The organism is Microbacterium testaceum (assembly GCF_006539145.1).
GTDB classification, from domain to species: Bacteria; Actinomycetota; Actinomycetes; order Actinomycetales; family Microbacteriaceae; genus Microbacterium; species Microbacterium testaceum.
The window spans coordinates 117,854-138,336 of the sequence record NZ_BJML01000008.1 but is presented as its reverse complement, the minus strand read 5'-3'; the positions used below and the strand labels follow the sequence as shown (position 1 = coordinate 138,336).

Annotated in this window: 23 protein-coding genes; 4 read left to right on the top strand and 19 right to left on the bottom strand. The window is 69.8% G+C overall.

Going from position 1 to position 20,483, the window contains the following annotated elements; genetic code table 11:
- Positions 1-27 precede the first annotated feature (27 nt).
- Positions 28-627: an RraA family protein gene (locus MTE01_RS12625; RefSeq protein ID WP_141377856.1), complete on the top strand. Its 600-nt coding sequence runs from the start codon at positions 28-30 to the stop codon at positions 625-627.
- A gap of 10 nt (positions 628-637) precedes the next feature.
- Complete coding sequence (locus MTE01_RS12620; protein ID WP_141377854.1) at positions 638-1,543, top strand: hydroxyacid dehydrogenase; 906 nt, start codon at positions 638-640, stop codon at positions 1,541-1,543.
- A 3-nt stretch (positions 1,544-1,546) separates the two neighbouring features.
- Here the strand turns inward: MTE01_RS12620 and MTE01_RS12615 are convergent, their stop codons facing one another.
- The 3 genes from MTE01_RS12615 to MTE01_RS12605 form a co-directional block, all read right to left on the bottom strand.
- A complete protein-coding gene (locus MTE01_RS12615; RefSeq protein WP_103209258.1) occupies positions 1,547-2,350 on the bottom strand; it encodes an isoprenyl transferase in 804 nt (267 codons plus the stop codon).
- Entirely contained in the window at positions 2,347-3,075 is a 729-nt protein-coding gene (gene recO / locus MTE01_RS12610; RefSeq protein ID WP_103209256.1) for a DNA repair protein RecO, read from the bottom strand. The genes MTE01_RS12615 and recO overlap by 4 nt, the downstream gene beginning before the upstream one ends.
- Positions 3,076-3,137: 62 nt before the next feature.
- Entirely contained in the window at positions 3,138-3,803 is a 666-nt protein-coding gene (locus MTE01_RS12605) for a hypothetical protein (RefSeq protein ID WP_218026360.1), read from the bottom strand.
- Between the two features lie 331 nt (positions 3,804-4,134).
- Between MTE01_RS12605 and MTE01_RS12600 the strand changes: the two genes are divergently transcribed.
- Positions 4,135-4,833: a trimeric intracellular cation channel family protein gene (locus MTE01_RS12600; RefSeq protein ID WP_103209951.1), complete on the top strand. Its 699-nt coding sequence runs from the start codon at positions 4,135-4,137 to the stop codon at positions 4,831-4,833.
- Positions 4,834-4,845: 12 nt separating this feature from the next.
- Here the strand turns inward: MTE01_RS12600 and MTE01_RS12595 are convergent, their stop codons facing one another.
- Together MTE01_RS12595 and MTE01_RS12590 are read right to left on the bottom strand one after the other, a co-directional pair.
- Positions 4,846-5,628, bottom strand: a complete 783-nt coding sequence (locus MTE01_RS12595) for an MOSC domain-containing protein (RefSeq protein WP_141377850.1) — start codon at positions 5,626-5,628, stop codon at positions 4,846-4,848.
- A 46-nt stretch (positions 5,629-5,674) separates the two neighbouring features.
- Entirely contained in the window at positions 5,675-6,214 is a 540-nt protein-coding gene (locus MTE01_RS12590) for a TetR/AcrR family transcriptional regulator (protein ID WP_141377848.1), read from the bottom strand.
- Positions 6,215-6,282: 68 nt separating this feature from the next.
- Between MTE01_RS12590 and MTE01_RS12585 the strand changes: the two genes are divergently transcribed.
- The gene (locus tag MTE01_RS12585) at positions 6,283-6,981 is read left to right on the top strand and encodes an SDR family oxidoreductase (RefSeq protein ID WP_141377846.1); all 699 of its coding nucleotides are present in this window, start codon (positions 6,283-6,285) and stop codon (positions 6,979-6,981) included.
- A gap of 21 nt (positions 6,982-7,002) precedes the next feature.
- Here the strand turns inward: MTE01_RS12585 and MTE01_RS12580 are convergent, their stop codons facing one another.
- The 14 genes from MTE01_RS12580 to MTE01_RS12515 all read right to left on the bottom strand — a co-directional run bounded on the left by MTE01_RS12580 (position 7,003) and on the right by MTE01_RS12515 (position 20,475).
- Positions 7,003-7,791: a methyltransferase domain-containing protein gene (locus tag MTE01_RS12580; protein ID WP_141377844.1), complete on the bottom strand. Its 789-nt coding sequence runs from the start codon at positions 7,789-7,791 to the stop codon at positions 7,003-7,005.
- Between the two features lie 22 nt (positions 7,792-7,813).
- Positions 7,814-9,574 carry a 2-isopropylmalate synthase gene (gene leuA, locus MTE01_RS12575; protein ID WP_141377842.1) on the bottom strand — a complete coding sequence of 587 codons (1,761 nt, stop codon included), beginning with the start codon at positions 9,572-9,574 and terminating at the stop codon, positions 7,814-7,816.
- Between the two features lie 139 nt (positions 9,575-9,713).
- The gene (locus MTE01_RS12570; RefSeq protein WP_141377840.1) at positions 9,714-10,313 is read right to left on the bottom strand and encodes a GNAT family N-acetyltransferase; all 600 of its coding nucleotides are present in this window, start codon (positions 10,311-10,313) and stop codon (positions 9,714-9,716) included.
- Positions 10,310-11,257, bottom strand: a complete 948-nt coding sequence (locus tag MTE01_RS12565) for a quinone oxidoreductase family protein (RefSeq protein ID WP_141377838.1) — start codon at positions 11,255-11,257, stop codon at positions 10,310-10,312. Before MTE01_RS12565 ends, MTE01_RS12570 begins: the two co-directional genes overlap by 4 nt.
- A 69-nt stretch (positions 11,258-11,326) precedes the next feature.
- On the bottom strand, positions 11,327-12,220 hold the full coding sequence (gene era, locus MTE01_RS12560; protein WP_103209240.1) for a GTPase Era: 894 nt from the start codon (positions 12,218-12,220) through the stop codon (positions 11,327-11,329).
- Positions 12,217-13,527, bottom strand: a complete 1,311-nt coding sequence (locus MTE01_RS12555; protein ID WP_103209238.1) for a hemolysin family protein — start codon at positions 13,525-13,527, stop codon at positions 12,217-12,219. Before MTE01_RS12555 ends, era begins: the two co-directional genes overlap by 4 nt.
- The gene (gene ybeY, locus MTE01_RS12550) at positions 13,524-13,991 is read right to left on the bottom strand and encodes an rRNA maturation RNase YbeY (RefSeq protein ID WP_103209235.1); all 468 of its coding nucleotides are present in this window, start codon (positions 13,989-13,991) and stop codon (positions 13,524-13,526) included. The genes MTE01_RS12555 and ybeY overlap by 4 nt, the downstream gene beginning before the upstream one ends.
- The gene (locus tag MTE01_RS12545; RefSeq protein ID WP_246078307.1) at positions 13,988-15,010 is read right to left on the bottom strand and encodes a PhoH family protein; all 1,023 of its coding nucleotides are present in this window, start codon (positions 15,008-15,010) and stop codon (positions 13,988-13,990) included. The genes ybeY and MTE01_RS12545 overlap by 4 nt, the downstream gene beginning before the upstream one ends.
- Positions 15,011-15,059: 49 nt before the next feature.
- Positions 15,060-15,407 carry an HIT domain-containing protein gene (locus MTE01_RS12540; protein ID WP_103209230.1) on the bottom strand — a complete coding sequence of 116 codons (348 nt, stop codon included), beginning with the start codon at positions 15,405-15,407 and terminating at the stop codon, positions 15,060-15,062.
- Positions 15,408-15,564: 157 nt separating this feature from the next.
- A complete protein-coding gene (locus MTE01_RS12535) occupies positions 15,565-16,299 on the bottom strand; it encodes a 16S rRNA (uracil(1498)-N(3))-methyltransferase (RefSeq protein WP_141377837.1) in 735 nt (244 codons plus the stop codon).
- A gap of 2 nt (positions 16,300-16,301) precedes the next feature.
- Complete coding sequence (gene dnaJ, locus MTE01_RS12530; protein WP_116239837.1) at positions 16,302-17,426, bottom strand: molecular chaperone DnaJ; 1,125 nt, start codon at positions 17,424-17,426, stop codon at positions 16,302-16,304.
- 62 nt (positions 17,427-17,488) lie between these two features.
- The gene (gene hrcA / locus MTE01_RS12525) at positions 17,489-18,529 is read right to left on the bottom strand and encodes a heat-inducible transcriptional repressor HrcA (protein WP_141377835.1); all 1,041 of its coding nucleotides are present in this window, start codon (positions 18,527-18,529) and stop codon (positions 17,489-17,491) included.
- 84 nt (positions 18,530-18,613) lie between these two features.
- Positions 18,614-19,831 (bottom strand): radical SAM family heme chaperone HemW, encoded by a 1,218-nt coding sequence (hemW, locus tag MTE01_RS12520; RefSeq protein ID WP_141377833.1) that lies wholly within the window; start codon positions 19,829-19,831, stop codon positions 18,614-18,616.
- Positions 19,831-20,475: a DUF1990 domain-containing protein gene (locus tag MTE01_RS12515; RefSeq protein WP_103209217.1), complete on the bottom strand. Its 645-nt coding sequence runs from the start codon at positions 20,473-20,475 to the stop codon at positions 19,831-19,833. Before MTE01_RS12515 ends, hemW begins: the two co-directional genes overlap by 1 nt.
- Between the last annotated feature and the right edge of the window lie 8 nt (positions 20,476-20,483).

Genomic DNA, 20,483 nt, shown 5'->3' with positions numbered 1-20,483 from the left:
CACCCCCGACGAGAGGATCGCCCGACGATGAGCACCCCGACCGAGAACACGGAATACCCTCCACCCGGTGCGTACGCGTCCGCGACCGTCGGTGACGCGATGGACCGCTTCGGAGTGGCGCGGGGCGTCTCGCCCCTGTGGGACGGCGCGGTCGTCTCCGGCCCCGCGGCCACCGTGCTCACACGTCCCGGCGACAACAAGGGTGTGCACGCGGCGTTCGAGGTCATTCGTGCCGGAGAGGTCCTGGTGGTGGACGGCGGGTCAGACGAGAGCAGGGCCCTGATCGGAGAGCTCGTAGCAGAGAAGGCGAAGGCGCTCGGTGTGGCCGGCATGGTGCTCGACGGTGCGGCGCGCGACGCGGGTGAGCTGCGCCAGGTCGGCGTACCGGTGTTCGCTCGCGCGGTGACCCCCGCGGGCCCGTGGAAGACCGGGCCCTTCCGCCTGGGCGGAACCGTCACGCTCGGCGGCGTTCCCGTCTCGCCCGGCGACTGGATCGTGGGCGACTCAGACGGCGTCGCCGTCGTTCCCCGCGAGCGAATCGCCGCGGTCCGCGCCGCGGCCGACGAACTCCTGCGCGGCGAGACCGAGCGTCGCGCCGCCAACCGCGCCCTCACGCCCCGTGGCTGAGCGTTCTCCGGTGCGGCCGGTCGTCTGGGTCCCTCGTGAGATCCACGCCGACGCGGTGGCCGACCTCGAGACCTGGGCCGACGTGCGCCGCGGGTGGGGGGTGGGCGCCGCGACCGAAGACGTTGTCGCGCCTGTGGCCGAGGGAGTCCTGCTCCGCACGGCGCGTCTCGACGCCCCGCAGCTGAAGCGGATGCCGCGGCTGCGGGTCGTGGCTCGCCACGGCGTGGGGACCGACACCGTCGACACCGCCTACGCGCGAGAGCGCGGCATCCGGGTCACGACCACGCCGGAGGCGAACGTCCTGTCGGTCGCCGAGCACGCGGTGGCGCTGCTGATGGCGGTGCGGCGGGGTATCGGCGCGGCAGCGACCGGAACCGCCTCGCGCGACGATCTGATCGGGGGTGAGCTCAGCGGCTCCACCCTCGGCCTGATCGGTTTCGGCCGCATCGCGCGTCGCGTCGCGCGGATCGGGCAGGGCGGATTCGGCATGCGCGTCCTCGCGCACGACCCCGGCCTGAGCGACGACGAGGTGCGGGCGGGCGGCGCGCAGCCGCTCCCGCTGGACGTATTGCTCTCCGAAGCGGATGCCGTGAGCGTGCACGTTCCGCTGGTGCCCACGACTCGGGGCCTGCTCGGAGCCGAGCAGTTCCGGAGGATGCCGTCGCACGCGATCGTGATCAACACGTCGCGGGGTGGGGTCGTCGACGAGTACGCGCTGGCCGAGGCGCTCGACGCGGGCGAGGTGGGAGGCGCGGGACTCGACGTCTCCGAGATCGAGCCGATGCCCGACGACCACCCGCTCCGCGGCCGCGCCAACGTCGTCGTCACGCCGCACATCGGCGGTCAGACGCGCGAGGCGATGCGGCGGGTGGCGATGGAAGCCGCCGCTGCCCTGCGGAGCGAGCTGGCCAGCTGAGTCTCACGCCGTGGGGGCGTCGACCGCCCCGCCGAATCGGCGATCACGCGACAGATACAACCCGATCGCGTCCCAGAGGTGCGTGCGCCGGAAGTCGGGCCAGAGCGTGTCGAGGAACACCATCTCGGCGTACGCCGATTCCCACAGCAAGAAGTTCGAGGTGCGCTGCTCGCCGCTGGAACGCACGAACAGATCCACGTCGGGCATGTCGGGCTGGTACAGGTTCTTGCGGATGAGTTTTTCGGTCACCGCGGAAGGCTTGAGCCGACCGGCCGCGATGTCGTCGCCGATGCGGCGCATGGCATCCACGATCTCGACCCGGCCGCCGTAGTTGACGCACATGGTGAGCGTCAGCGTCGAGTTCCCCTCGGTGAGACGCTCCGCGTGCTGCAGCTCCTTGATGACGGAGCCCCAGAGGCGCGGCTTGCGGCCCGACCAGCGAATACGTACGCCCCACTCGTTGAGCTGGTCGCGGCGGCGATGCAGGACCTCGCGGTTGAAGCCCATGAGAAACCGCACCTCGTCGGGCGACCGCGACCAGTTCTCCGTCGAGAACGCGTACACCGACAGGTGTTTCACACCCGCCTGGATGGCGCCGGCGACCACGTCGAGGAGGGCGGCCTCTCCGGCGCGGTGCCCCTCGACACGTGTCAGCCCCTGGCGGTTCGCCCAGCGGCCGTTGCCGTCCATCACGATGGCGACGTGCTCCGGAACCGCGCCCTTCGGGTAGGTGGGCGGGTATTCGCCCGTCCAGTCGAGCGGGCGGTACGGCACCGCGTCGCGGTGCGTGAAGGGCTTGGGTGTCATCGGTGCGACTCCAGGTGCGAAAGCGAACGGATGCCACGTTCGAGGTGGAACTGCGCGTACGCCGCCACGAGTCCCGATGCGGCCGCGATCGTGCGACCGGGGGCGGCGTCGATGCGCTCCCACTCCCCCGCCATGAGGGCGCGGAGCATATCGACCGTGTCAGGTGCGACGCGGGGCGAGCCCGCCGGCGCGCAGGTCGAGCAGATCACCCCGCCGAGCTGGGGAAGGAAGTAGTCATGGTCGCCGATCGTGCCGCAGCGGGCGCACTCGGTCAGCCCCGGCGCCCAGCCCGAGAGGGCCATGGCGCGGAGCAGGTAGGAATCGAGCACGCTGCGTTCGGAGTGTTCTGCGCGAGCGAGGGCGCGCAGGCCACCGACCAGGAGGAGGTACTGCTGAGGGGTGGCCTCGGCCTCGTTCAACCGGTCGGCGGTCTCGACCATCGCGCTGGCGGTGGTGTACCGGTCGTAATCGGTGACGATGTCGGCCCCGTACGACCCGAGCGACTCGGCCTGCTGCACGATGTCGAGGTTGCGCCCCGTCGCCAACTGCACGTCGGCGACCATGAAGGGTTCGAGCCGAGACCCGAACTTCGACGAGGTGCGCCGCACGCCCTTGGCGACCGCACGGATCTTGCCGTTGCGCCGGCTGAGCAAGGTGAGGATGCGGTCCGCCTCCCCGAGCTTGTGGGTACGCAGGACCACGACTTCGTCGCGGTAGGTGGGCACAGTCCATTATCCGCCCGGTTCCCCGGGAAGCGGCCGCGCGCGGCCGTGACGCGCCGCTCGGCTCAGCGGGAGGCGACTGCTCGTCCCTGAAGGGGCCAGGACCCCTCGGGGATCGGCAGGTCGGGACGGCTGTGCTGCAGGAAGTCGATCAACTGCGGATATCCCAGCATGAGACGCGTCGCGCCGAATCGGGTCGAGCTCCCCGTCTTCGCGAGAATGCCGCCGAACCGATCGCCGGGGTTGGGCTCGAGGCTGGTGAGCTCCGAGATCGGCACCTCGTTCGGCCCGCGCACCAGACCGAACGACCACACCGAGTCGGGGGTGACTTCGAGACGCATCCGCTTCATGCCGCGGGCGAGGAGGATGAACAGGATGCCGCCGACGAGCATCGCCGCCCCCGCGATGACCATTCCGATCTCGGGGTCGCGGACGAAGGCGGCTGCCAGCAGGAGCATGACCGCCAGCGGCAGGACGGCGATGCCGACGGTGCGGATGAGCACGCGCTGCCACATCCGCGTCGAGACCACGAAGAGCACGCCCTCCCGCGTCGCTCGCGCGGTCGCGCGCGACGGCGACCGCCTGATGATCGCGGTGACGATCGTCGTGATGACTCCCGCGATGAGCACGGCGACCGCCACGCTCGAATTCGCCCCCCAGTGCATGTGCGTTCCTCTTCCGCGGTTCCCGACCGCCTCGACGTTCCAGGCGTACCAGATCGGCCCCCTCATCGATACAACCGCATCGCCGTCACGCGCGGTGCCGCTGGACGTGCCATCGCGCGCGGTGCTATCGCGAACTGCTCAGCGGTGGCGGTGGCGCTGCCAGCTGGGCTGACCCTATTCGAGCAACCATCGCAGTCGCCGCGGGGCGCCGCGCCGGGGTCGTAGGTAGTCGTCGCGAGCACGGTCGTACAGCTCGGCGGGCAGCGTCACCTCCGGGTCGCTTGTGTCAGCGACGCGAGAAGGGTCGCCGCATCCGAGCGGAGGTACGCGGGGTCCATCCGTCGAGACTATGCCGCGCCTCCCCGCGCACTCGAACGCTTCGCGGAGAATGGATGCCGTGAACGCCTCGGTCTTCGTCATCCCGCTGTGGGCGGATCTCACCGCCGTCGCCCTCGGCGGCGTGCAGGGGGCCCTGTTCGCCTCGGGGTTCCAGGGCCAGCGGCGATTGGATCTGCTCGGCGTGGCGATCATCGGCATCCTGCTCGGGATGGGCGGTGGCCTCATTCGCGATCTGCTGCTCGGGCTCACCCCCGCGACGCTGCAGAGCAACTGGTACCTCATCACCGCGACGCTCGCGTCGATCGTCGGGATGCTGCTGTCGGGGATCTTCCAACGACTCAACCGTGCGATCGTCATGCTCGACGCCGTCGTCATCGGTCTGTTCGGCGCCTTCGGAACGTCCAAGGCTCTGGCGCTCGGCATGCCCGCGGTGCCGGCGGTGTTCGTGGGCGTCCTGGCCGCCGCAGGCGGCAGCGTGCTGAGGGACGTGCTCATGGGCCTGCCGGTCGCGATCATGCACGTCGGCTCGCTCTACGCGGTGGCCGCCGGCGGCGGGTGCGTCGTGCTCGCCACGACCGCGGCGTTCGGCGTCCCCCTCCCGATCGCCGCGGTCATCGGCGTGATCGTGACGACCGTCGTCCGCGTGCTCGCGGTGATCTTCGATCTCTCCCTGCCCGAACAGCGCAAGCTCTACCGCCGCAAGGTCGCGGTCGAGACCACCGGCATCCCGATCATCCGGGCCGACGACGCGGCCTGACCGCCGCGTGAGTCACGCGTCGACGACGACCTCGTCGCCCTCGCGGATTGTGCCGCCGCCGTCGACGGGAAGCAGAAGGATGCCGAGGGTCGGCTCGTCCTGACCGAACTGCGTCGTGAGCACGCGCAGCAGGCGCGCATCGCGCACGCCGGTGTCGGGGTTCGCGGTGATCGCCGCACACCGTTCGATCGGCTTCTGCACCGCGAACTCGACGTCGCCGATGCGCACGCGACCGCTCCAGTCGAGCTCCGCCCACGCGGCGGTGCCCTCGACGACGATGTTCGACCTGAAGCGGCGATCGTCCACGGGGGCGGGGACGGTGGCATCCAGGGCTCCGACCGAGGCAGCGCCGTGCAGCGAGACGAAACCGCGCGGGCGGTCCTGGAAGCGCGCCGTGCGGCCGTCGCCCAGGAGATCGAGGGGCAGGATGCCGTCGGCGTCGAGGAGCTTCGCGTCGCTCGTGGTGCGCAGGTACGCCGTCACCGCCTCGGAGAGGCGCTGCCGCCCGCTGTCGCTGAGGTCGCCCTCCACGTCGATGTCATCGACCCGGAGGCGGAGCGTCTGCGTCTCATCGTCGAAGGTCAGATCGATCCGCGCGAGCGTGGGGAACGTCATGAGGGCGAGACCGCGGCTCTTGGGGAAGGTCGCGTCAGCGGGCTCGCGGGCGTCGGCGAAGCGGAAGACGAGCGAGCGGTCGCCCTGCACGCGGCCGTCGTCTTGGATGACGAGACTGCCGCGTCTCTCGGGCGTGAAGCCCTTGACGGGATAACGGTAGAGGGCGTCGACGCGGATCACCTGTTCATCCTGGCACCCGACGTCGCGGAACGCGTCCGAGCGGAGCTCAGTCACCGCCCGGAAGCATCTCTCCGAGGATCTGCGCCGCCGTCTCCGCGTCGATGTCGCGAAGAGCGGGGACGTCGAGGAAGTGCCGCGCCATGGTCACGCCCATGATCGATGCGACGAGGATCGCCGCTCGCTGGTGCCGGTCTCGATCGCCGCCCGCGGCGAGGGCCGAGGCTCGCTCGTCGAGATAGGCGCTCATCGCATCCGCGGCCTCCGGTGAGCTCAGCATCGAGCGCATCAGCGCGCGGGTGGGGGCGTCGAGCTCATGGAACCGAGCGAGCAGCACCTGCTCCAGATGGATGCCCACCTTGCCGTCCGCCTCGTCGAGCTCGGCGACGGGTCGTACCGCGAGAGCGAACAGAGCGCTCTTCGAGCCGTAGTGCTGCATCACGAGCGACGGGTCGACTCCCGCACGCCCGGCGATCCGGCGGATCGTCGCGCCGGCCGGCCCCCGTTCGGCGAACTCCTCGCGCGCGGCCTCGAGGATGCGTTCGGCTGTCGCGGCGCGCTTCTCGGCTCGCGTCCCTGTGCGTTCCATATCTCCACTCTACAAACGTTGAGCGAAGGCGTACTGTTTCGCTCATCACTTGTTGAGCGGAGGATGCCATGACAGAAGCACACACCCGCCGGGCGTTGATCGTCGGAGCCTCTCGGGGACTCGGCCTCGCCCTCGTCGAGGAGTACGCCCGTCGGGGCGTCGAGGTCGTCGCGACGGTCCGTGATGCCGAGAGCGAGGCGCTTCGCGCCCTGACCGAGCGGTTCCCGGTCGCCGTCGAGCATGTCGACGTCACCGATGCCCTGCAGATCTCGGCATTGGCGCACCAGCTGGCGAGGGATCAGTTCGACCTGCTGTTCGTCGTCGCGGGCATCTCTCTCGCACCCGTCGACGAACCGGCGTCCGACATCGCCGATGACGCGTTCACGCGGACCATGTTGACGAACGCGCTGGGCGCCATGCGTGTCGTGGAGCGTCTCGCGGCCCTCGTCCCTCAGACGGGCACCGTGGCGGTGATGTCATCCGGCCAGGGCAGCGTCGCGAACAACACCTCCGGCGGTTTCGAGGTCTACCGCGCGTCGAAGGCGGCGCTGAACCAGCTGATGCGCAGCTACGCCGCGCGGCACGCCGCCGAACCGAAGACGCTGCTCCTGCTGGCACCCGGCTGGATCCGCACCGACATGGGCGGCGAGGGTGCGGGTCTCGACATCGCCGAGGCCATTCCCCCGCTCGTCGACACGATAGAGGCTCAGCACGGGACGCCGGGACTGCACTACCTGGACCGCCACGGTGCGACCGTGCCGTGGTGACACGGCCGCGCGCGGGTGGATTCACGAGCGCGCGAGCACCTCGCCGTGCGGCAGCAGGATCCACCCGTCGGCGTCCGCCGCCCATTCGCGCCACGCGTCGGAGATCCGCTGCAACGTCTCGTCGTCGGCGAGTCCGAGCCTCTTCGCGTGGCCCGCGAACGCCGAGGCGAGCACCCGGTCGGCCCACATCCCGCCCCACCAGGTGCGCCTGTCGGGGCTGTCGAACACCCAGACGCTGGCGCTCGCCTCGATGCGCGTGAACCCGGCCTGGCGGGCCCACGCCTTGAGCACCCGGCCGGCGTCAGGCTCCCCCGACACCCCGCGATGCACCCCGTGATAGATCGCGAGCCACTCGTCGAGAGCGGGGATTCTGGGATGCCAGATGACCCCGCCGTAATCGACGTCGCGCACCGCGACGAGGCCGTCGGTGCCGGCGACCCGTCGGAACTCGCGCAGCGCGTCCACCGGGCGGGCGAGGTGCTGCAACACCTGATGCGCGTGCACGATGTCGAACGAGCCGTCGGGCACGTCGAGGGCATAGGCGTCGCCGGTGCGGAACTCCACATTCGTGCGGTCGCCCGCGGTGGCGCGGGCGACCTCGACGACGTCGGCGGCGGCATCCACCCCGACGACCTCTCCCGGGAAGACCCGGTCGGCGAGGTCGACGGTGATGGTGCCGGGGCCGGCGCCCACATCGAGGATGCGGACGCCGGCGGACAGCGAAGACACCAGGTAGGCCGCCGAGTCGGCGACGGTGCGCGCGGCGTGGGAACGCAGCACGCTCTCGTGGTGTCCGTGGGCGTAAGCCACGGTCGACTCCCGTTCGCGCGCGTCAGACGCCGGCCAGGGCGCCAGAGCTCTGACGGGAGCGGATCGCGCGGTTCACACCCGAGACGATCGCCTTGAGCGACGCGGTCGAGATGTCGCCGTCGATACCGACGCCCCAGAGGCGCTGATCGTCGACCTGCAGCTCGACGTAGGCGGCCGCCTGCGCGTCGCCGCCCGAGCTGAGAGCGTGCTCGACGTAGTCGTACAGGGTCACCTCGAAGCCCTGCGCGCGCACGATCTCGAGGAACGCCGCGACCGGGCCATTGCCCACTGCGGAGGCCGGGTGGCTCGCGTCGCCGTCGCGCAGCGTGACATCGAGGTGCACGTCGCCCGACATGTCGCTCGACGAGCGGGTGGAGAGCAGCTCGAAACGGCCCCAGCGCTGGTCGTCGGATTCGGACGGCAGGTACTCGTCGGTGAAGATGTCCCAGATCTGCGCGCTCGAGACTTCGCCACCCTCGGCATCCGTGCGCGTCTGCACGACGCCCGAGAACTCGATCTGGAGCTTGCGCGGCAGGTCGATCGCATGGTCGGCCTTCAGCAGGTACGCGACCCCGCCCTTGCCCGACTGCGAGTTGACACGGATGACGGCCTCGTAGGAACGCCCCAGGTCCTTCGGATCGATCGGCAGATAGGGAACCGCCCACTCGATGTCGTCGATGCTCTTGCCCTCGGCGGCCGCGCGGGCCTCCATCGCCTCGAAGCCCTTCTTGATGGCATCCTGATGCGATCCGCTGAACGCGGTGAAGACCAGATCGCCGGCCCAGGGGCTGCGCTCGGGAACGGGCAGCTGGTTGCAGTACTCGACGGTGCGCTTGACCTGGTCGATGTCGCTGAAGTCGATCTGCGGGTCGATGCCCTGCGTCAGCAGGTTGATGCCCAACGCGACGAGGTCGACGTTGCCGGTGCGCTCACCGTTGCCGAACAGGCATCCCTCGATGCGATCGGCGCCGGCCATGTAGCCCAGCTCGGCGGCGGCGACGGCGGTGCCGCGGTCGTTGTGCGGGTGCAGCGACAGGATGACGTTCTCACGGTGGTTCAGGTGGCGCGACATCCACTCGATCGAGTCGGCGTAGACGTTCGGGGTGGCCATCTCGACCGTGGCGGGCAGGTTCAGGATGACCTTGCGCTCGGGGCTGGGCTCGAAGACCTCGAGCACCTCGTTGCAGATGCGCAGGGCGAACTCCAGCTCGGTGCCGGTGTAGCTCTCGGGCGAGTACTCGTAGAAGACCTCGGTCTGCGGGATGGTCTTCTCATACTGCTTGCACAGTCGGGCGCCCTCGAGGGCGATGTCGACGATGCCCTGCTGGTCGGTGCGGAACACGACCTCGCGCTGCAGCACGCTCGTCGAGTTGTACAGGTGGACGATCGCCTGCTTCGCGCCGGCGATCGCTTCGTAGGTGCGGGCGATCAGGTGCTCGCGCGCCTGGGTCAGCACCTGGATCGTGACGTCGTCGGGGATCAGGTTGTCGTCGATCAGCTGGCGCACGAAGTCGAAGTCGGTCTGGCTCGCACTCGGGAACCCGACCTCGATCTCCTTGTAGCCCATCTTCACGAGCAGGTCGAACATGACGCGCTTACGCTCCGGGCTCATCGGATCGATGAGCGCTTGGTTGCCGTCGCGCAGGTCGACAGCGCACCAGCGCGGGGCGATCTCGATCCGCTTCGACGGCCACGTGCGATCGGGCAGGTCGACCGCGATCTGCTCATGGAAGGGACGGTACTTGTGTACCGGAGCGGACGTGGGCTTCTGGGTGTTCTTCATGATGTGTCGCTTCTTTAGATTCGTTCGGTGGGGGCCGACGACGATCTCCGCGACGAGGAAGGCCCTTAGATCGAGGACTCGTCGCGGCAACTAAGAAGAAGCTGGCCACCGAAGCGCATGGAGTGATCGTAGCAGTCCGTCACGGAGCACTCGGTCCAGGGGCCGTCCACTCGCGGTCGAGGACCGCGTACACGAGCAGATCGCTCCACCGACCCTTGAACCACTCGTTCTCGACGAAATGGGCCTCGCGGCGCATCCCGATCCGCTCGGCGAGGGCCGCGGAGCGCTCGTTGTCGGCGTCGATCTGCGCGACAAGACGCCTGAGGCCGTACACGTCGAACGCCGTGTCGACGAGCGCGCGCACCGCTTCGGTGGCGAGGCCCTTACCGGATGCCGCCGGGCTCATCACCCATCCGATCTCGGCCGACCCCGCCTCGGCGTCGAGGTGGAAGAGGACGAGATCGCCGATGACTGCGCCGTCGTCGGTGCGCTCGATGACGAGCATGACGCCGCCACGCTCCCCCTCGAGGGAGGTGCATCCGATGAGGTGCCCGTTGCGGCGGCGGATGTCGTCGGCCGTCTGCGGTTCGAAGGGGAGGAACCGGCACACCTCCGCGTCTCCGCGGTAGACGGCCATCGCCTCGAGGTCGCTCTCCTCGAACGGACGCAGGCGCACCCGCTCGCGCGTCACCTCGAGTTTCTCGGGCGCGGGAGGAAGGACGAAGGGTGAACCTGTCACGGCAGCAGGGCGACCTTGCCGCCCGGGTGTCCGTCCATGACGAAGCGCACGGCCTCCACCGCCTCGGCGAGCGGGTAGGTGCGGCCGATGGGAACTTCGAGTGCACCGGATGCCGCCAGCTCGAGCACCCGCGCACGCGCGATGTCGCGGAAGCGGGCGCTCTCGGGTCGCGAACCGGCGATCCAGAGCACGCCGTCCTTCTTCGCGCGCTCGGGGTCGACGATCGTGACGATGCGGTCCCGCTCCGCGACGAGGGCGAGGGAGACCTCGAACGCCTCGTCGGTGCCGACGGCGTCCCACGCCGCAGCGATGGGGGCGCCCTCCGCGGCCTCCTCGACCCGCTCGCGCAGACCGTCACCGTAGGCCACCGGGATGCCGCCGTAGCGACGGACGCGGTCGGCCGACTTCTCGGCATCCGGGCCCACCGTTCCGATGACGCGGACGCCGAGCTTGCGCGCCTGCTGCAGGAGGCTCACTCCCACCGCTCCGGAGGCGGCGTGCAGAAGCACCAGGTCACCCTCGCCGACGCGTGTGACCTGGATCATCTCGGCCGCCGTGGTGCCGGCGAGCAGGAGGTTCGCGGCCTCTGCGTGCGAGAGGTTCGCGGGCTTGGCGAAGACATCGCGTGAGGCGATCGTGAGTTCGGTGGCATAGGCCCCCTGCACACGGAACGCGACGACTTCGTCACCGACGTGCAGCTCCCCCGCGCCGCCGAGGGCGTCGGAGCCGACGGCGGTGATCTCGCCCGACAACTCGTAGCCGATCGGCACGGGGAACTCGGCGCCGGGGCGTGCGGTGGCGACGTGCTTGGCATCCGCGGGGTTGATGCCCGCCGCCCGGACGCGGACGGTCACCTCGCCGGATCCGGGCGGCGCGACCTCCACCTCGTCGAAGCTCCACGTGTCGATCGGGCCCGGAGCCGGGGCCGTCCACCTCATCGCCATGGTCACGCCTTTCGTTGCGAATGTTCGCCACCGAGCGCAGACCCGGCGCGAGAAGTTCGGAGGGCCCGGTCAGAAGCCGAGACGGCCGAGCTGCTTCGGATCGCGCTGCCACTCCTTGGCGACGCGAACGTGCAGGGACAGGTAGACGCGGCCGCCGACGAGCGGCTCGATGCCTGCTCGCGCCCGCGCACCGACGTCGGCGAGTCGTGAGCCCTTGCGCCCGATGATGATCGCCTTCTGACTGTCGCGCTCGACGACGATGTTCGCCCACACGTCGGTGAGGTCGCTGTCTTCGCGCGGAGCGACGTCGTCGACCGTCACGGCAATCGAGTGCGGGAGTTCATCGCGAACGCCGTGGAGGGCTGCTTCGCGGATGATCTCGGCGATCCGGTCCTCGAGGGCCTCGTCGGTGACGACGTCGTCCTCGTACAGCGCGGGACCGACCGGCATGAGCGCGAGGAGCTCGTCGCTCAGCACGTCGAGCTGGTCGTTCGTGACGGCGGAGAGCGGGATGACCGCTGCCCAGTCCTCGCGAAGCGCGTCGACTTCGATGAGACGTTCGGTGATCTGATCCCGCGTCGCAGCGTCGGTCTTGGTGACGAGGGCCACCTTCTTGGCCCGCGGATAGCCGGAGAGGGACTCGGCGATGCGGCGGTCGCCCGGGCCGACCTTCTCGGTGGCGGGCGCGCAGAACGCGATCACGTCGACGTCGCCGAGGACCTGCTCGACGAGGTCGTTGAGCCGCTGGCCGAGAAGAGTGCGGGGCCGGTGGATGCCGGGGGTGTCGACGACCACGAGCTGACCGCCGGGGCGGTTGACGATGCCGCGGATCGCGCGACGAGTGGTCTGCGGCTTATCGCTCGTGATGGCGACTTTCTCGCCCACGAGCGCGTTGGTCAACGTGGACTTGCCGACGTTCGGCCGGCCCACGAAGGTCACGAAACCGGATCGGGTGTCGGTCATCTGTCGTTCCTCTCACGCTGCGAGGTCTCTGCCTCGGCGTTCTCATCGTCTGTCGTCTCGGCCCGCTCCACGATCACCGTCGCGATTCCGCGGTTGCGCCCCCGCGAGGCGCCGCCGGTCATCACGAGACCGGAGTGCTCTGCCGTCGCGCCGGGTTGCGGGATGCGGCCCAGCGCTTTGCCCAGCAGGCCCCCGATCGAATCCACGTCTTCGTCGTCGAGCTCGAGGCCGAACAGGTCGCCGACCTCGTCGAGACCGAGACGCGCATTGACGCGGTAACGGCCGTCGGGGAGCTCCACGATCTCGGTGGACGGGGCGTCGTACTCGTCGGCGATCTCGCCCACGAGCTCTTCGATCAGGTCTTCCAGGGTCACCAGGCCCGCGACGCCGCCGTACTCGTCGACGACGAGGCAGACGTGCACGGCGTCTTTCTTCATCTGCTGGAGAAGCGTCTCTGCCTTCATCGATTCGGGGACGAAGACGGCCGGACGCGCGATGCGGCGGATCGGTGCATCGCGCCAGCCGGCTTCGTCACGGAAGCCGAACTGGACGAGATCCTTGAGATACAGCACACCGACGATGTCGTCGGCTTCGTCGTCGGCGAGAGGGATGCGAGAGACGCCTTTGTCGAGGAAGAGCGCGAGCGCCTCGCGGGAGGTGGCCGCGGCATCCACGCTCACCATGTCGGTGCGGGGCACCATGACTTCGCGTACGTAGCGATCGGTGAAATCGAAGACCGAGTGAATGAGCTCGCGATCGTCCTCTTCGATGAGCTCGTTCTCGGCCGCCTCGTCGATGATGCTGAGCAGCTGCTCCTCGGACGCGAACGACGTCGAGTGGGCGACGCCGGGCGTCACGCGGTTGCCCACTGCGACGAGCCCGTGAGCGAGGGGCCCGAGCAGGACGCGCATTCCACGGATGACCGGCGCTCCCCCGCGCAAGAGCCCACGAGCGTGCTGACGGCCGACGGAGCGTGGGCTCGCACCGACGGCGACGAAGGAGATGCCCGTCATCAGGACGGCCGCGGCGAGCACCGCGAGCAGGATGTTGTCGAAGATGAGCATGAACGCCGCCGCGACGAGCACGGCCGCGGTCGTCTCAGCGAGCACGCGGATGAACGAGACGGCGGTGACGTGGGCGTTCGTGTCGTCGCCGATACGACGCAGGGACCGCGCGTTGCGGCCGCCCGATCCGAGTTCGATCAGGTCGACGCGCGAAGTCACGCCCAGCGCCGCCTCGAACGCCGCCATCAGGCCGCCGAAGGCGACGAGCAGGAAGGCGGTGACGAGGAGCAGGGCCTCGGTCATGCGCGGCGCTGGCGCTCGACGGCCTGGAAGCCGGCGATGAGCTCGCGCTGCAGTCCGAACATCTCACGCTCCTCGTCGGGTTCGGCGTGGTCGAACCCGAGCAGGTGCAGCAGGCCGTGGGTGGTGAGGAGGATCAGTTCGTCTTGCGTGGAGTGCTTCGCTGCGACGGCCTGCGTCTCGGCCACGGCCGGGCAGAGCACGATGTCGCCGAGCAGGCCCGCGGGGGTGGGTGCGTCCTCGGAGCCGGGGCGCAGCTCGTCCATCGGGAAGCTGAGCACGTCGGTGGGGCCGGGCTCGTCCATCCACTGCACGTGCAGGGACTCCATGGCGCCTTCGTCGACGAGCACGATGGCGACGTCGGCGTCGGCGCTGACGTGGAGTTCCGTCAGGTTGTATTCCATGAGACGCAGCAGTACCTGCTCGTCGATCTGGTGGTCGGATTCGTTGTTGATCTCGATCGTCATGAGCGGTTTCGTCTCGGGAGGTGATCGCGGGGACCGGCGGCGCTCGAGCCGCGTCGCTCCGCACGGGTGGCGAACTCGGATGCCTCATCGCGCTCGCGACGAGCGGCCAAGCGCTTCTCGTCGTATTCGCTGTACGCGTCGACGATGCGGCCCACGAGGCTGTGGCGCACGACGTCGTCGCTCGTGAGGCGGGAGAAATGGATGTCGTCGATGTGGTCGAGCACGCGCGTGACGAGGCGCAGACCCGAGGCGCCCTGGGGCAGGTCGACCTGCGTGATGTCGCCGGTCACGACCATGCGCGTGCCGAAACCGAGGCGCGTGAGGAACATCTTCATCTGCTCGGGCGTGGTGTTCTGCGCCTCGTCCAGCACGACGAAGGAATCGTTCAGCGTGCGACCGCGCATATAGGCCAGGGGGGCGACCTCGATCGTTCCCGTCGCCATGAGCTTCGGGACGATATCGGGGTCCATCATCTCGTTGAGCGCGTCGTAGAGCGGGCGAAGGTACGGGTCGATCTTGTCGGTGAGGGTGCCGGGGAGGAACCCGAGCCGCTCCCCCGCCTCGACGGCCGGGCGCGTGAGGATGATCCGCGTGACTTCTTTGCGCTGCAGAGCTTGAACGGCCTTGGCCATGGCGAGATAGGTCTTGCCGGTACCGGCTGGCCCGATGCCGAAGACGATCGTGTTCTCGTCTATCGCGTCGACGTACTCTTTCTGGCCGGCGGTCTTGGGGCGGATGGTCTTTCCGCGCGACGACAGGATCGCCTCTCCCATGACTTCGGAGGGCCGCGGGCCCCCGTCGGAGAGCATGCGGTTCGAGCTCGACACGTCGGACGGGTCGAGGCCCTGGCCCGAGCGGGTCATGCTGAGCAGTTCGTCGACCAGACCGCGGGCCGCGCGCACGGCACCCGGCGCACCGGTCAGCGTGATCTCGTTGCCGCGCACGTGGACGTCGACACCGGGGTGCTCCTTCTCGACAACACGCAGGAGACGATCCTGCGGGCCGAGAAGCTGCACCATGGCCACGCCGTCGACCTGGATGTGGTCGGAGACGATTTCTTCGGCGGAGTCAGCCACCCAGGCTCTTTTCGTTCAGGCCACCCGCGAGGACGTGGGCGTGCACATGGAAGACGGTCTGACCGGCACCCTCGCCGGTGTTGAAGATGAGGCGGAAGTCGCCATCGGCGTGCTCGGCGGCGACCGAATCGGCGAGCCCGATGAGCTCGGCGAGGAGAGCGGGATCACCCGCGGCGAGCTCGACCACGTTGCGGTACCGCTGCGTCTTGGGGATGACGAGCAGGTGCACGGGCGCCTGAGGCGCGATGTCGCGGATCGCGAAGACGTTCTCGGTCTCGGCGACGATCTCGGCGGGGATCTCGCCCTGCAGGATGCGCGTGAAGATCGACGGTTCGCTCATGGCATCCAGTCTAGTGACGGCCTCCGACACCGGGGCTGGGCCGTTCGTGACGCGCTGACCGGTGCGGCGCCGACGGGGCGCGCCCCCATCGGCGCCGTCCGCCCCGGGTCTCCGAGAGGAGCGGTGCCGATCCACGGGGAGCAAGCTCGGGTGGAGCTCACCAACGACCGTGCGCCGCCGACAGCACCGAGATCGCCGCAGCCCCCGCGGTGGAGGTCCGCAGCACCGTGTCGCCGAGGCGCACGAGCCGCGCGCCCGCGCCCTCGAGAGCCGTGAGCTCCTCGGGCGCGATCCCGCCCTCGGGGCCTACGACGAGCACCACGTCGCGACCGTCCGATGCCTGCGCGGCCACCTCGGTGAGACGAGCGGATGCCGACGGCTCCAGCACCAAGATCTGGGCCGCGCCGGCGAGGCGGACGAGGTCGGCCGTTCGCGCGACTCCCTCGACCTCGGGAATCCACGCGCGGTGGGCCTGCTTCGCCGCTTCGCGGACGATCGTGCGCCAGCGGGCCAGACCCTTCTCGGCTTTCGCGTCCCAGCGCGAGACGCTTCGCGACGCCTGCCACGGCACGATCGCGTCGACACCGAGCTCCGTCGCCGCCTGGACGGCGAGCTCGTCGCGGTCGCCCTTTGCGAGGGCCTGCACGAGCACGAAGCGCGGGGAGGGCGCGGGGACCTCGTCGCGTCCGGTGACGCGCACGTCGACCTGTTTCGGGGTCGCCGCGGTCACGATGCCCGACAGCCACACCCCGCGCCCGTCGCCGAGCGTCACCGCCTCGTCGACGCGCACGCGCCGGACGGCCGAGGCGTGGTGCGCCTCGGCACCGGTGAGTTCGACGGTGTCGCCCGGGCGGGCGGAACCGGCGTCGTCGCAGACGAAGTGCAGCGCCACGGTCAGTGCCGGAAGCGGTCGCGGAACTTGCTGAACATTCCCTGCTGGTGCTCGGCCAGACGGGGCTTCGGCGCCTTGGTGCGCTTGGCGAACTCCTCGATGAGGGCGCGCTCCTTGTGGTCGAGGCGCGTCGGGGTCACCACGTGCACGCCGACGCGGAGGTCGCCGCGCTGGCTCCCACGCAACGGCGTGATGCCGCGGCCCTTGATCGTCAGGACGTCGCCCGATTGCACGCCCGGGCGCACTTCGAGGTCGACGCTGCCGTCGAGGGACTGGATCGAGGTGTTCGTACCGAGGATGGCATCCGGCATCGACACCTCTAGGGTTGCGACGAGGTCATCGCCCTCACGGCTGAAGGACTCGTGGGTCTCGACGGTGATCTCGAGGTAGAGGTCGCCGTTGGGACCGCCCGCGGGCCCGACCTCGCCGGAGCCGGGGAGTTGCAGGCGCAGGCCGGACTCGACGCCGGCGGGGATGTCGACCGACACGGTGCGGCGGGCGCGGACGCGTCCCTGACCCTGACAGGTGCCGCAGGGGTACGGGATGGTCGTGCCGTGGCCCTGGCAGACGCTGCAGGGGGCACTGGTGACCACGTTGCCGAGCAGGCTGCGCACGGTGCGCTGTACGTGGCCGGAGCCGTGGCAGATGTCGCAGGTGACCTCGCTGGTACCGGGCTGCGTGCAGGCGCCCTGACACGTCTCGCACAGCACCGCGGTGTCGACCTCGAGGTCGCGATGGGTGCCGAAGACGACGTCGCCGAGGTCGAGCGTGACGCGCACGAGGGCGTCTTGTCCGCGCTCGCGGCGCGAACGCGGTCGAGGTCCGCGGCCGCCTCCCCCCTGGCCTCCGCCGCCGAAGAACGTCTCGAAGATGTCGCTGAAACCACCGAAGCCGGCCGCGCCCCCACCACCGAAGGGGCTCTGGTCGCCGCCCATGTCGTACCGACGGCGCTGCTCGGGGTCGCTCAACACGTCGTAAGCGTGGGTGACGAGCTTGAAGCGCTCGGACGCGTCTTCTCCCGGGTTGACATCGGGGTGGAGCTGACGCGCCAGACGGCGGTACGCCTTCTTGATGTCTTCGGGGCTGGCATCGCGTTCGACGCCCAGGACCTCGTAGTGGTCAGCCACAATCGCCTTCCTGTCCGCTTGCGCGGGGTCGTTCTCGGGTGGGGTGCTCGGAGCGCTCGTCGTCAGCGAGACGCGTCGTCGTCTTCGAGCATCCGGGTCAGATAGTGCGCGACGGCACGAACCGCCGCGAGGTTGGAGGAGTAGTCCATGCGGGTGGGACCGAGCAGGCCCACGCGTGCGCCGCCGGTGGAGCCGTCGTACCGGCTGGCGAGCACCGAGGCCTCGACCAGGCCGAAGGGCTCGTTCTCGCGGCCGATGCTGGCCGACAGGCCCTTCTCGTCGGCGACCATCTCGCTCATGAGACGCAGGAGCGTCACCTGCTCCTCGATGGCCTCGAGCAGCGGGTAGATGCTGCCGCGAAAGTCGGACTCACGCTTGGCGAGCGTCGCTGCACCGGCCAGGACCAGGCGGTCCTGGCGGAACTCCTCGAGCTCTTCCCCGACCACGCGCAGCACCGCATCGGCGATCGCGTCGAGCGCGACCCCGGGGCGCGGTCCGTCAGCCAGAGCCGCTTGCACCCGATGCGAGCTGTCGGCGACGCTTCGCCCGACGAGCACCGCCCCCACTCGGGCGCGCAGCTGGATGATGTCCGCCTCGGTCGGCTCCGTGGGCACGAGAGCGATCCGTTGCGACACCCGGCCGGTATCGGTGACGAGGATGACCAGCAGGCGCGGTCCGCCGAGCGCGACGAGCTCGACGTGGGTCACGTTTGCGCGGGCGAACGAGGGATACTGCACGATCGCAACCTGGCCGGTCAGCTGTGTGAGCGCTCGGACGGTACGCGCCAGCAGGTCGTCGAGGTCGCCCGCCTCGTCGAGGAAAGACGTGATCGCGCTGCGCTGCGCACCCGAGAGCGGGCGGAGTTCCGCGAGGTGATCGACGAAGACGCGGTAGCCCTTGTCGGTCGGGACGCGCCCCGACGACGTGTGCGGCGCGACGATGAGGTCCTCGTCTTCGAGCAGCGCCATGTCGTTGCGGATCGTGGCCGCCGACACTCCGAACGCGTGACGGTCGACGATCGCCTTGCTTCCGACGGGCTCACGTGTATCGACGTAGTCCTGGACGATCGCGCGGAGCACCTGAAGGCCTCGTTCCGACACCATGAGCTGCTCCTCCCGTCTGGCACTCGCATCTGTGGAGTGCCAATTCTACGGGATCGGTCCGACCCGGTGCCGGGGGCTCGCGGATCAGGCCGTCAGAGACCGCACCACGGCATCCGCCAAGAGGCGCCCGCGCAGGGTCAGCACGATGCGTCCCCGCACGGCATCGCGTCCCTCGATCAGACCGTCCGCGATGAGGGATGCCACGGCCTTGCGGCCCTCGCCGAGGATCTCCGACACCGCGAGGCCGTCGCGGATGCGGCTGCGCAGCAGCACCGACTCGAGCCGGCGCGCGGTCTCATCGGGGCGTTCCCGAGCGGCGGCCGGAGACTCGAGCGCGGCCAGGCGCTGAGCGTACGCGGCCGGGTGCTTCACGTTCCACCAGCGGAGCCCGCCGACGTGGCTGTGAGCTCCCGGCCCGAAGCCCCACCAGTCGGTGCCGCGCCAGTAGGCGAGGTTGTGGCGAGAGCGGTGCGAAACGCCTCGGGACCAGTTCGACACCTCGTACCAATCGAAGCCGGCGGCGCCGAGCAGCTCGTCGGCAAGCTCGTACATGTCGGCCTGGAGGTCGTCGGACGGCTCTGCGACCGCGCCCGAGCGGATCTGACGCGCGAGCTTCGTGCCGTCTTCGACGATCAGCGCGTAGGCCGAGATGTGGTCGGGTTCGAGCGCGATGGCCGCCTCGAGGGAGGCCCGCCAGTCGTCGAGCGACTCCCCCGGCGCGCCGTAGATGAGATCGACCGACACGTCGAGGCCCGCCCGGCGGGCCGCTGCCACGGCGGTGGCGACGTTCAGGGGGTCGTGAGTGCGGTCGAGGACCGCGAGCACGTGCTGTCGCGCCGACTGCATGCCGATCGACAGCCGCGTGACGCCCGCGTCGGCGAGGGTGCGCGCCACGGTGTCGTCGACGGTGTCGGGGTTGGCTTCGACCGAGACCTCGGCACCCTCGGCGATCCCGAACTCGTCCCGCACCGCTTCGAGCATCCGCGCGAGATCACCGGGCGGAAGAAGCGTCGGTGTGCCTCCTCCGAAGAAGACGGTGGATGCCGCGCGGCGGCCGCCCGCGGCATCCATCACTGCCCCCGCCAGGCGCACCTCGGCGGCGAGCGTGTCGGCGAAGTCGTCTTGGCGCGCGCCGCGCAGCTCGCTGGCGGTATAGGTGTTGAAGTCGCAGTAACCGCAGCGCACGCGACAGAAGGGGACGTGCAGGTACACGCCGAAATCGGCCGCGGGGTCGATGGCGAGGTCGGCGGGCAGGCGTCCATCGACCGGGGCGGGGTCTCCGAGTGGGAGGGGGCCGCCCATCAGGACGCGTACAGCGGAGAGATGGCGCGGAGGTACCGGGCGAACAGCGCCTTGCGGCGGCGGCGTACGCGGCTGCCGAAGAGGCGGTAGGTCGGAGCCGTGGGGCGGTCGAAGGCGCGGACCACGAACCAGACCTCATCGTTGTCTCGCCATTCGACCGAGAACAGCTCCTCGCCGCTGACGATCGAGTGGCCGACCGTGCCGAGGATGAAACCGACGCGGCGGGGCTCCTCGAAGACCGAGATGACGCGGAGTTCGGCGTCGGCGCGGTGCCCGTCGACCTTGCCGTGCAGACGGATGCCGGTGCCGGGACGGACGAAGGGTGTGCCGTCGGCGGCGAAACGCTGCTCGGCCTCGAGGCTGCTGGGCGCGACGGGAGCACCGTCGGCGTCGAAGCCGACGCCGGAGTACCCCTCTCCAGACGCGGGACGGACGTCGCTGATGCTCAACTCACCGGCACGTAGCGGCGCCCACGACAGCAGCAGCTCGCCGGCGGCGGCGAAGCGCTCTTCGCCGCTGCCGATGCGCCACGCGTCCTCTGCCGGTACCGAGTTCTCGGGCGGGTACTGCATCAGATCGTGCGCCTGGGTGGCGCCGACAGCGGCGTAGTCGACCGTGTCATCGGTGAAGTTCTGCCTGCGCATGGTTCACC

Excerpts from the sequence above, each read along its gene's own strand:
- MTE01_RS12515 (WP_103209217.1), bottom strand. The coding sequence starts at position 20,475 with ATGCGCAGGCAGAACTTCACCGATGACACGGTCGACTACGCCGCTGTC.
- era (WP_103209240.1), bottom strand. The coding sequence starts at position 12,220 with ATGACCGACACCCGATCCGGTTTCGTGACCTTCGTGGGCCGGCCGAAC.
- MTE01_RS12565 (WP_141377838.1), bottom strand. The coding sequence starts at position 11,257 with ATGGCGATGAGGTGGACGGCCCCGGCTCCGGGCCCGATCGACACGTGG.
- MTE01_RS12615 (WP_103209258.1), bottom strand. The coding sequence starts at position 2,350 with ATGACACCCAAGCCCTTCACGCACCGCGACGCGGTGCCGTACCGCCCG.
- MTE01_RS12605 (WP_218026360.1), bottom strand. The coding sequence starts at position 3,803 with ATGAGGGGGCCGATCTGGTACGCCTGGAACGTCGAGGCGGTCGGGAAC.
- ybeY (WP_103209235.1), bottom strand. The coding sequence starts at position 13,991 with ATGACGATCGAGATCAACAACGAATCCGACCACCAGATCGACGAGCAG.
- leuA (WP_141377842.1), bottom strand. The coding sequence starts at position 9,574 with ATGAAGAACACCCAGAAGCCCACGTCCGCTCCGGTACACAAGTACCGT.
- MTE01_RS12590 (WP_141377848.1), bottom strand. The coding sequence starts at position 6,214 with ATGGAACGCACAGGGACGCGAGCCGAGAAGCGCGCCGCGACAGCCGAA.
- MTE01_RS12540 (WP_103209230.1), bottom strand. The coding sequence starts at position 15,407 with ATGAGCGAACCGTCGATCTTCACGCGCATCCTGCAGGGCGAGATCCCC.
- MTE01_RS12625 (WP_141377856.1), top strand. The coding sequence starts at position 28 with ATGAGCACCCCGACCGAGAACACGGAATACCCTCCACCCGGTGCGTAC.
- MTE01_RS12545 (WP_246078307.1), bottom strand. The coding sequence starts at position 15,010 with ATGGTGCAGCTTCTCGGCCCGCAGGATCGTCTCCTGCGTGTTGTCGAG.
- hrcA (WP_141377835.1), bottom strand. The coding sequence starts at position 18,529 with ATGGTGTCGGAACGAGGCCTTCAGGTGCTCCGCGCGATCGTCCAGGAC.
- MTE01_RS12585 (WP_141377846.1), top strand. The coding sequence starts at position 6,283 with ATGACAGAAGCACACACCCGCCGGGCGTTGATCGTCGGAGCCTCTCGG.
- hemW (WP_141377833.1), bottom strand. The coding sequence starts at position 19,831 with ATGGGCGGCCCCCTCCCACTCGGAGACCCCGCCCCGGTCGATGGACGC.
- MTE01_RS12555 (WP_103209238.1), bottom strand. The coding sequence starts at position 13,527 with ATGACCGAGGCCCTGCTCCTCGTCACCGCCTTCCTGCTCGTCGCCTTC.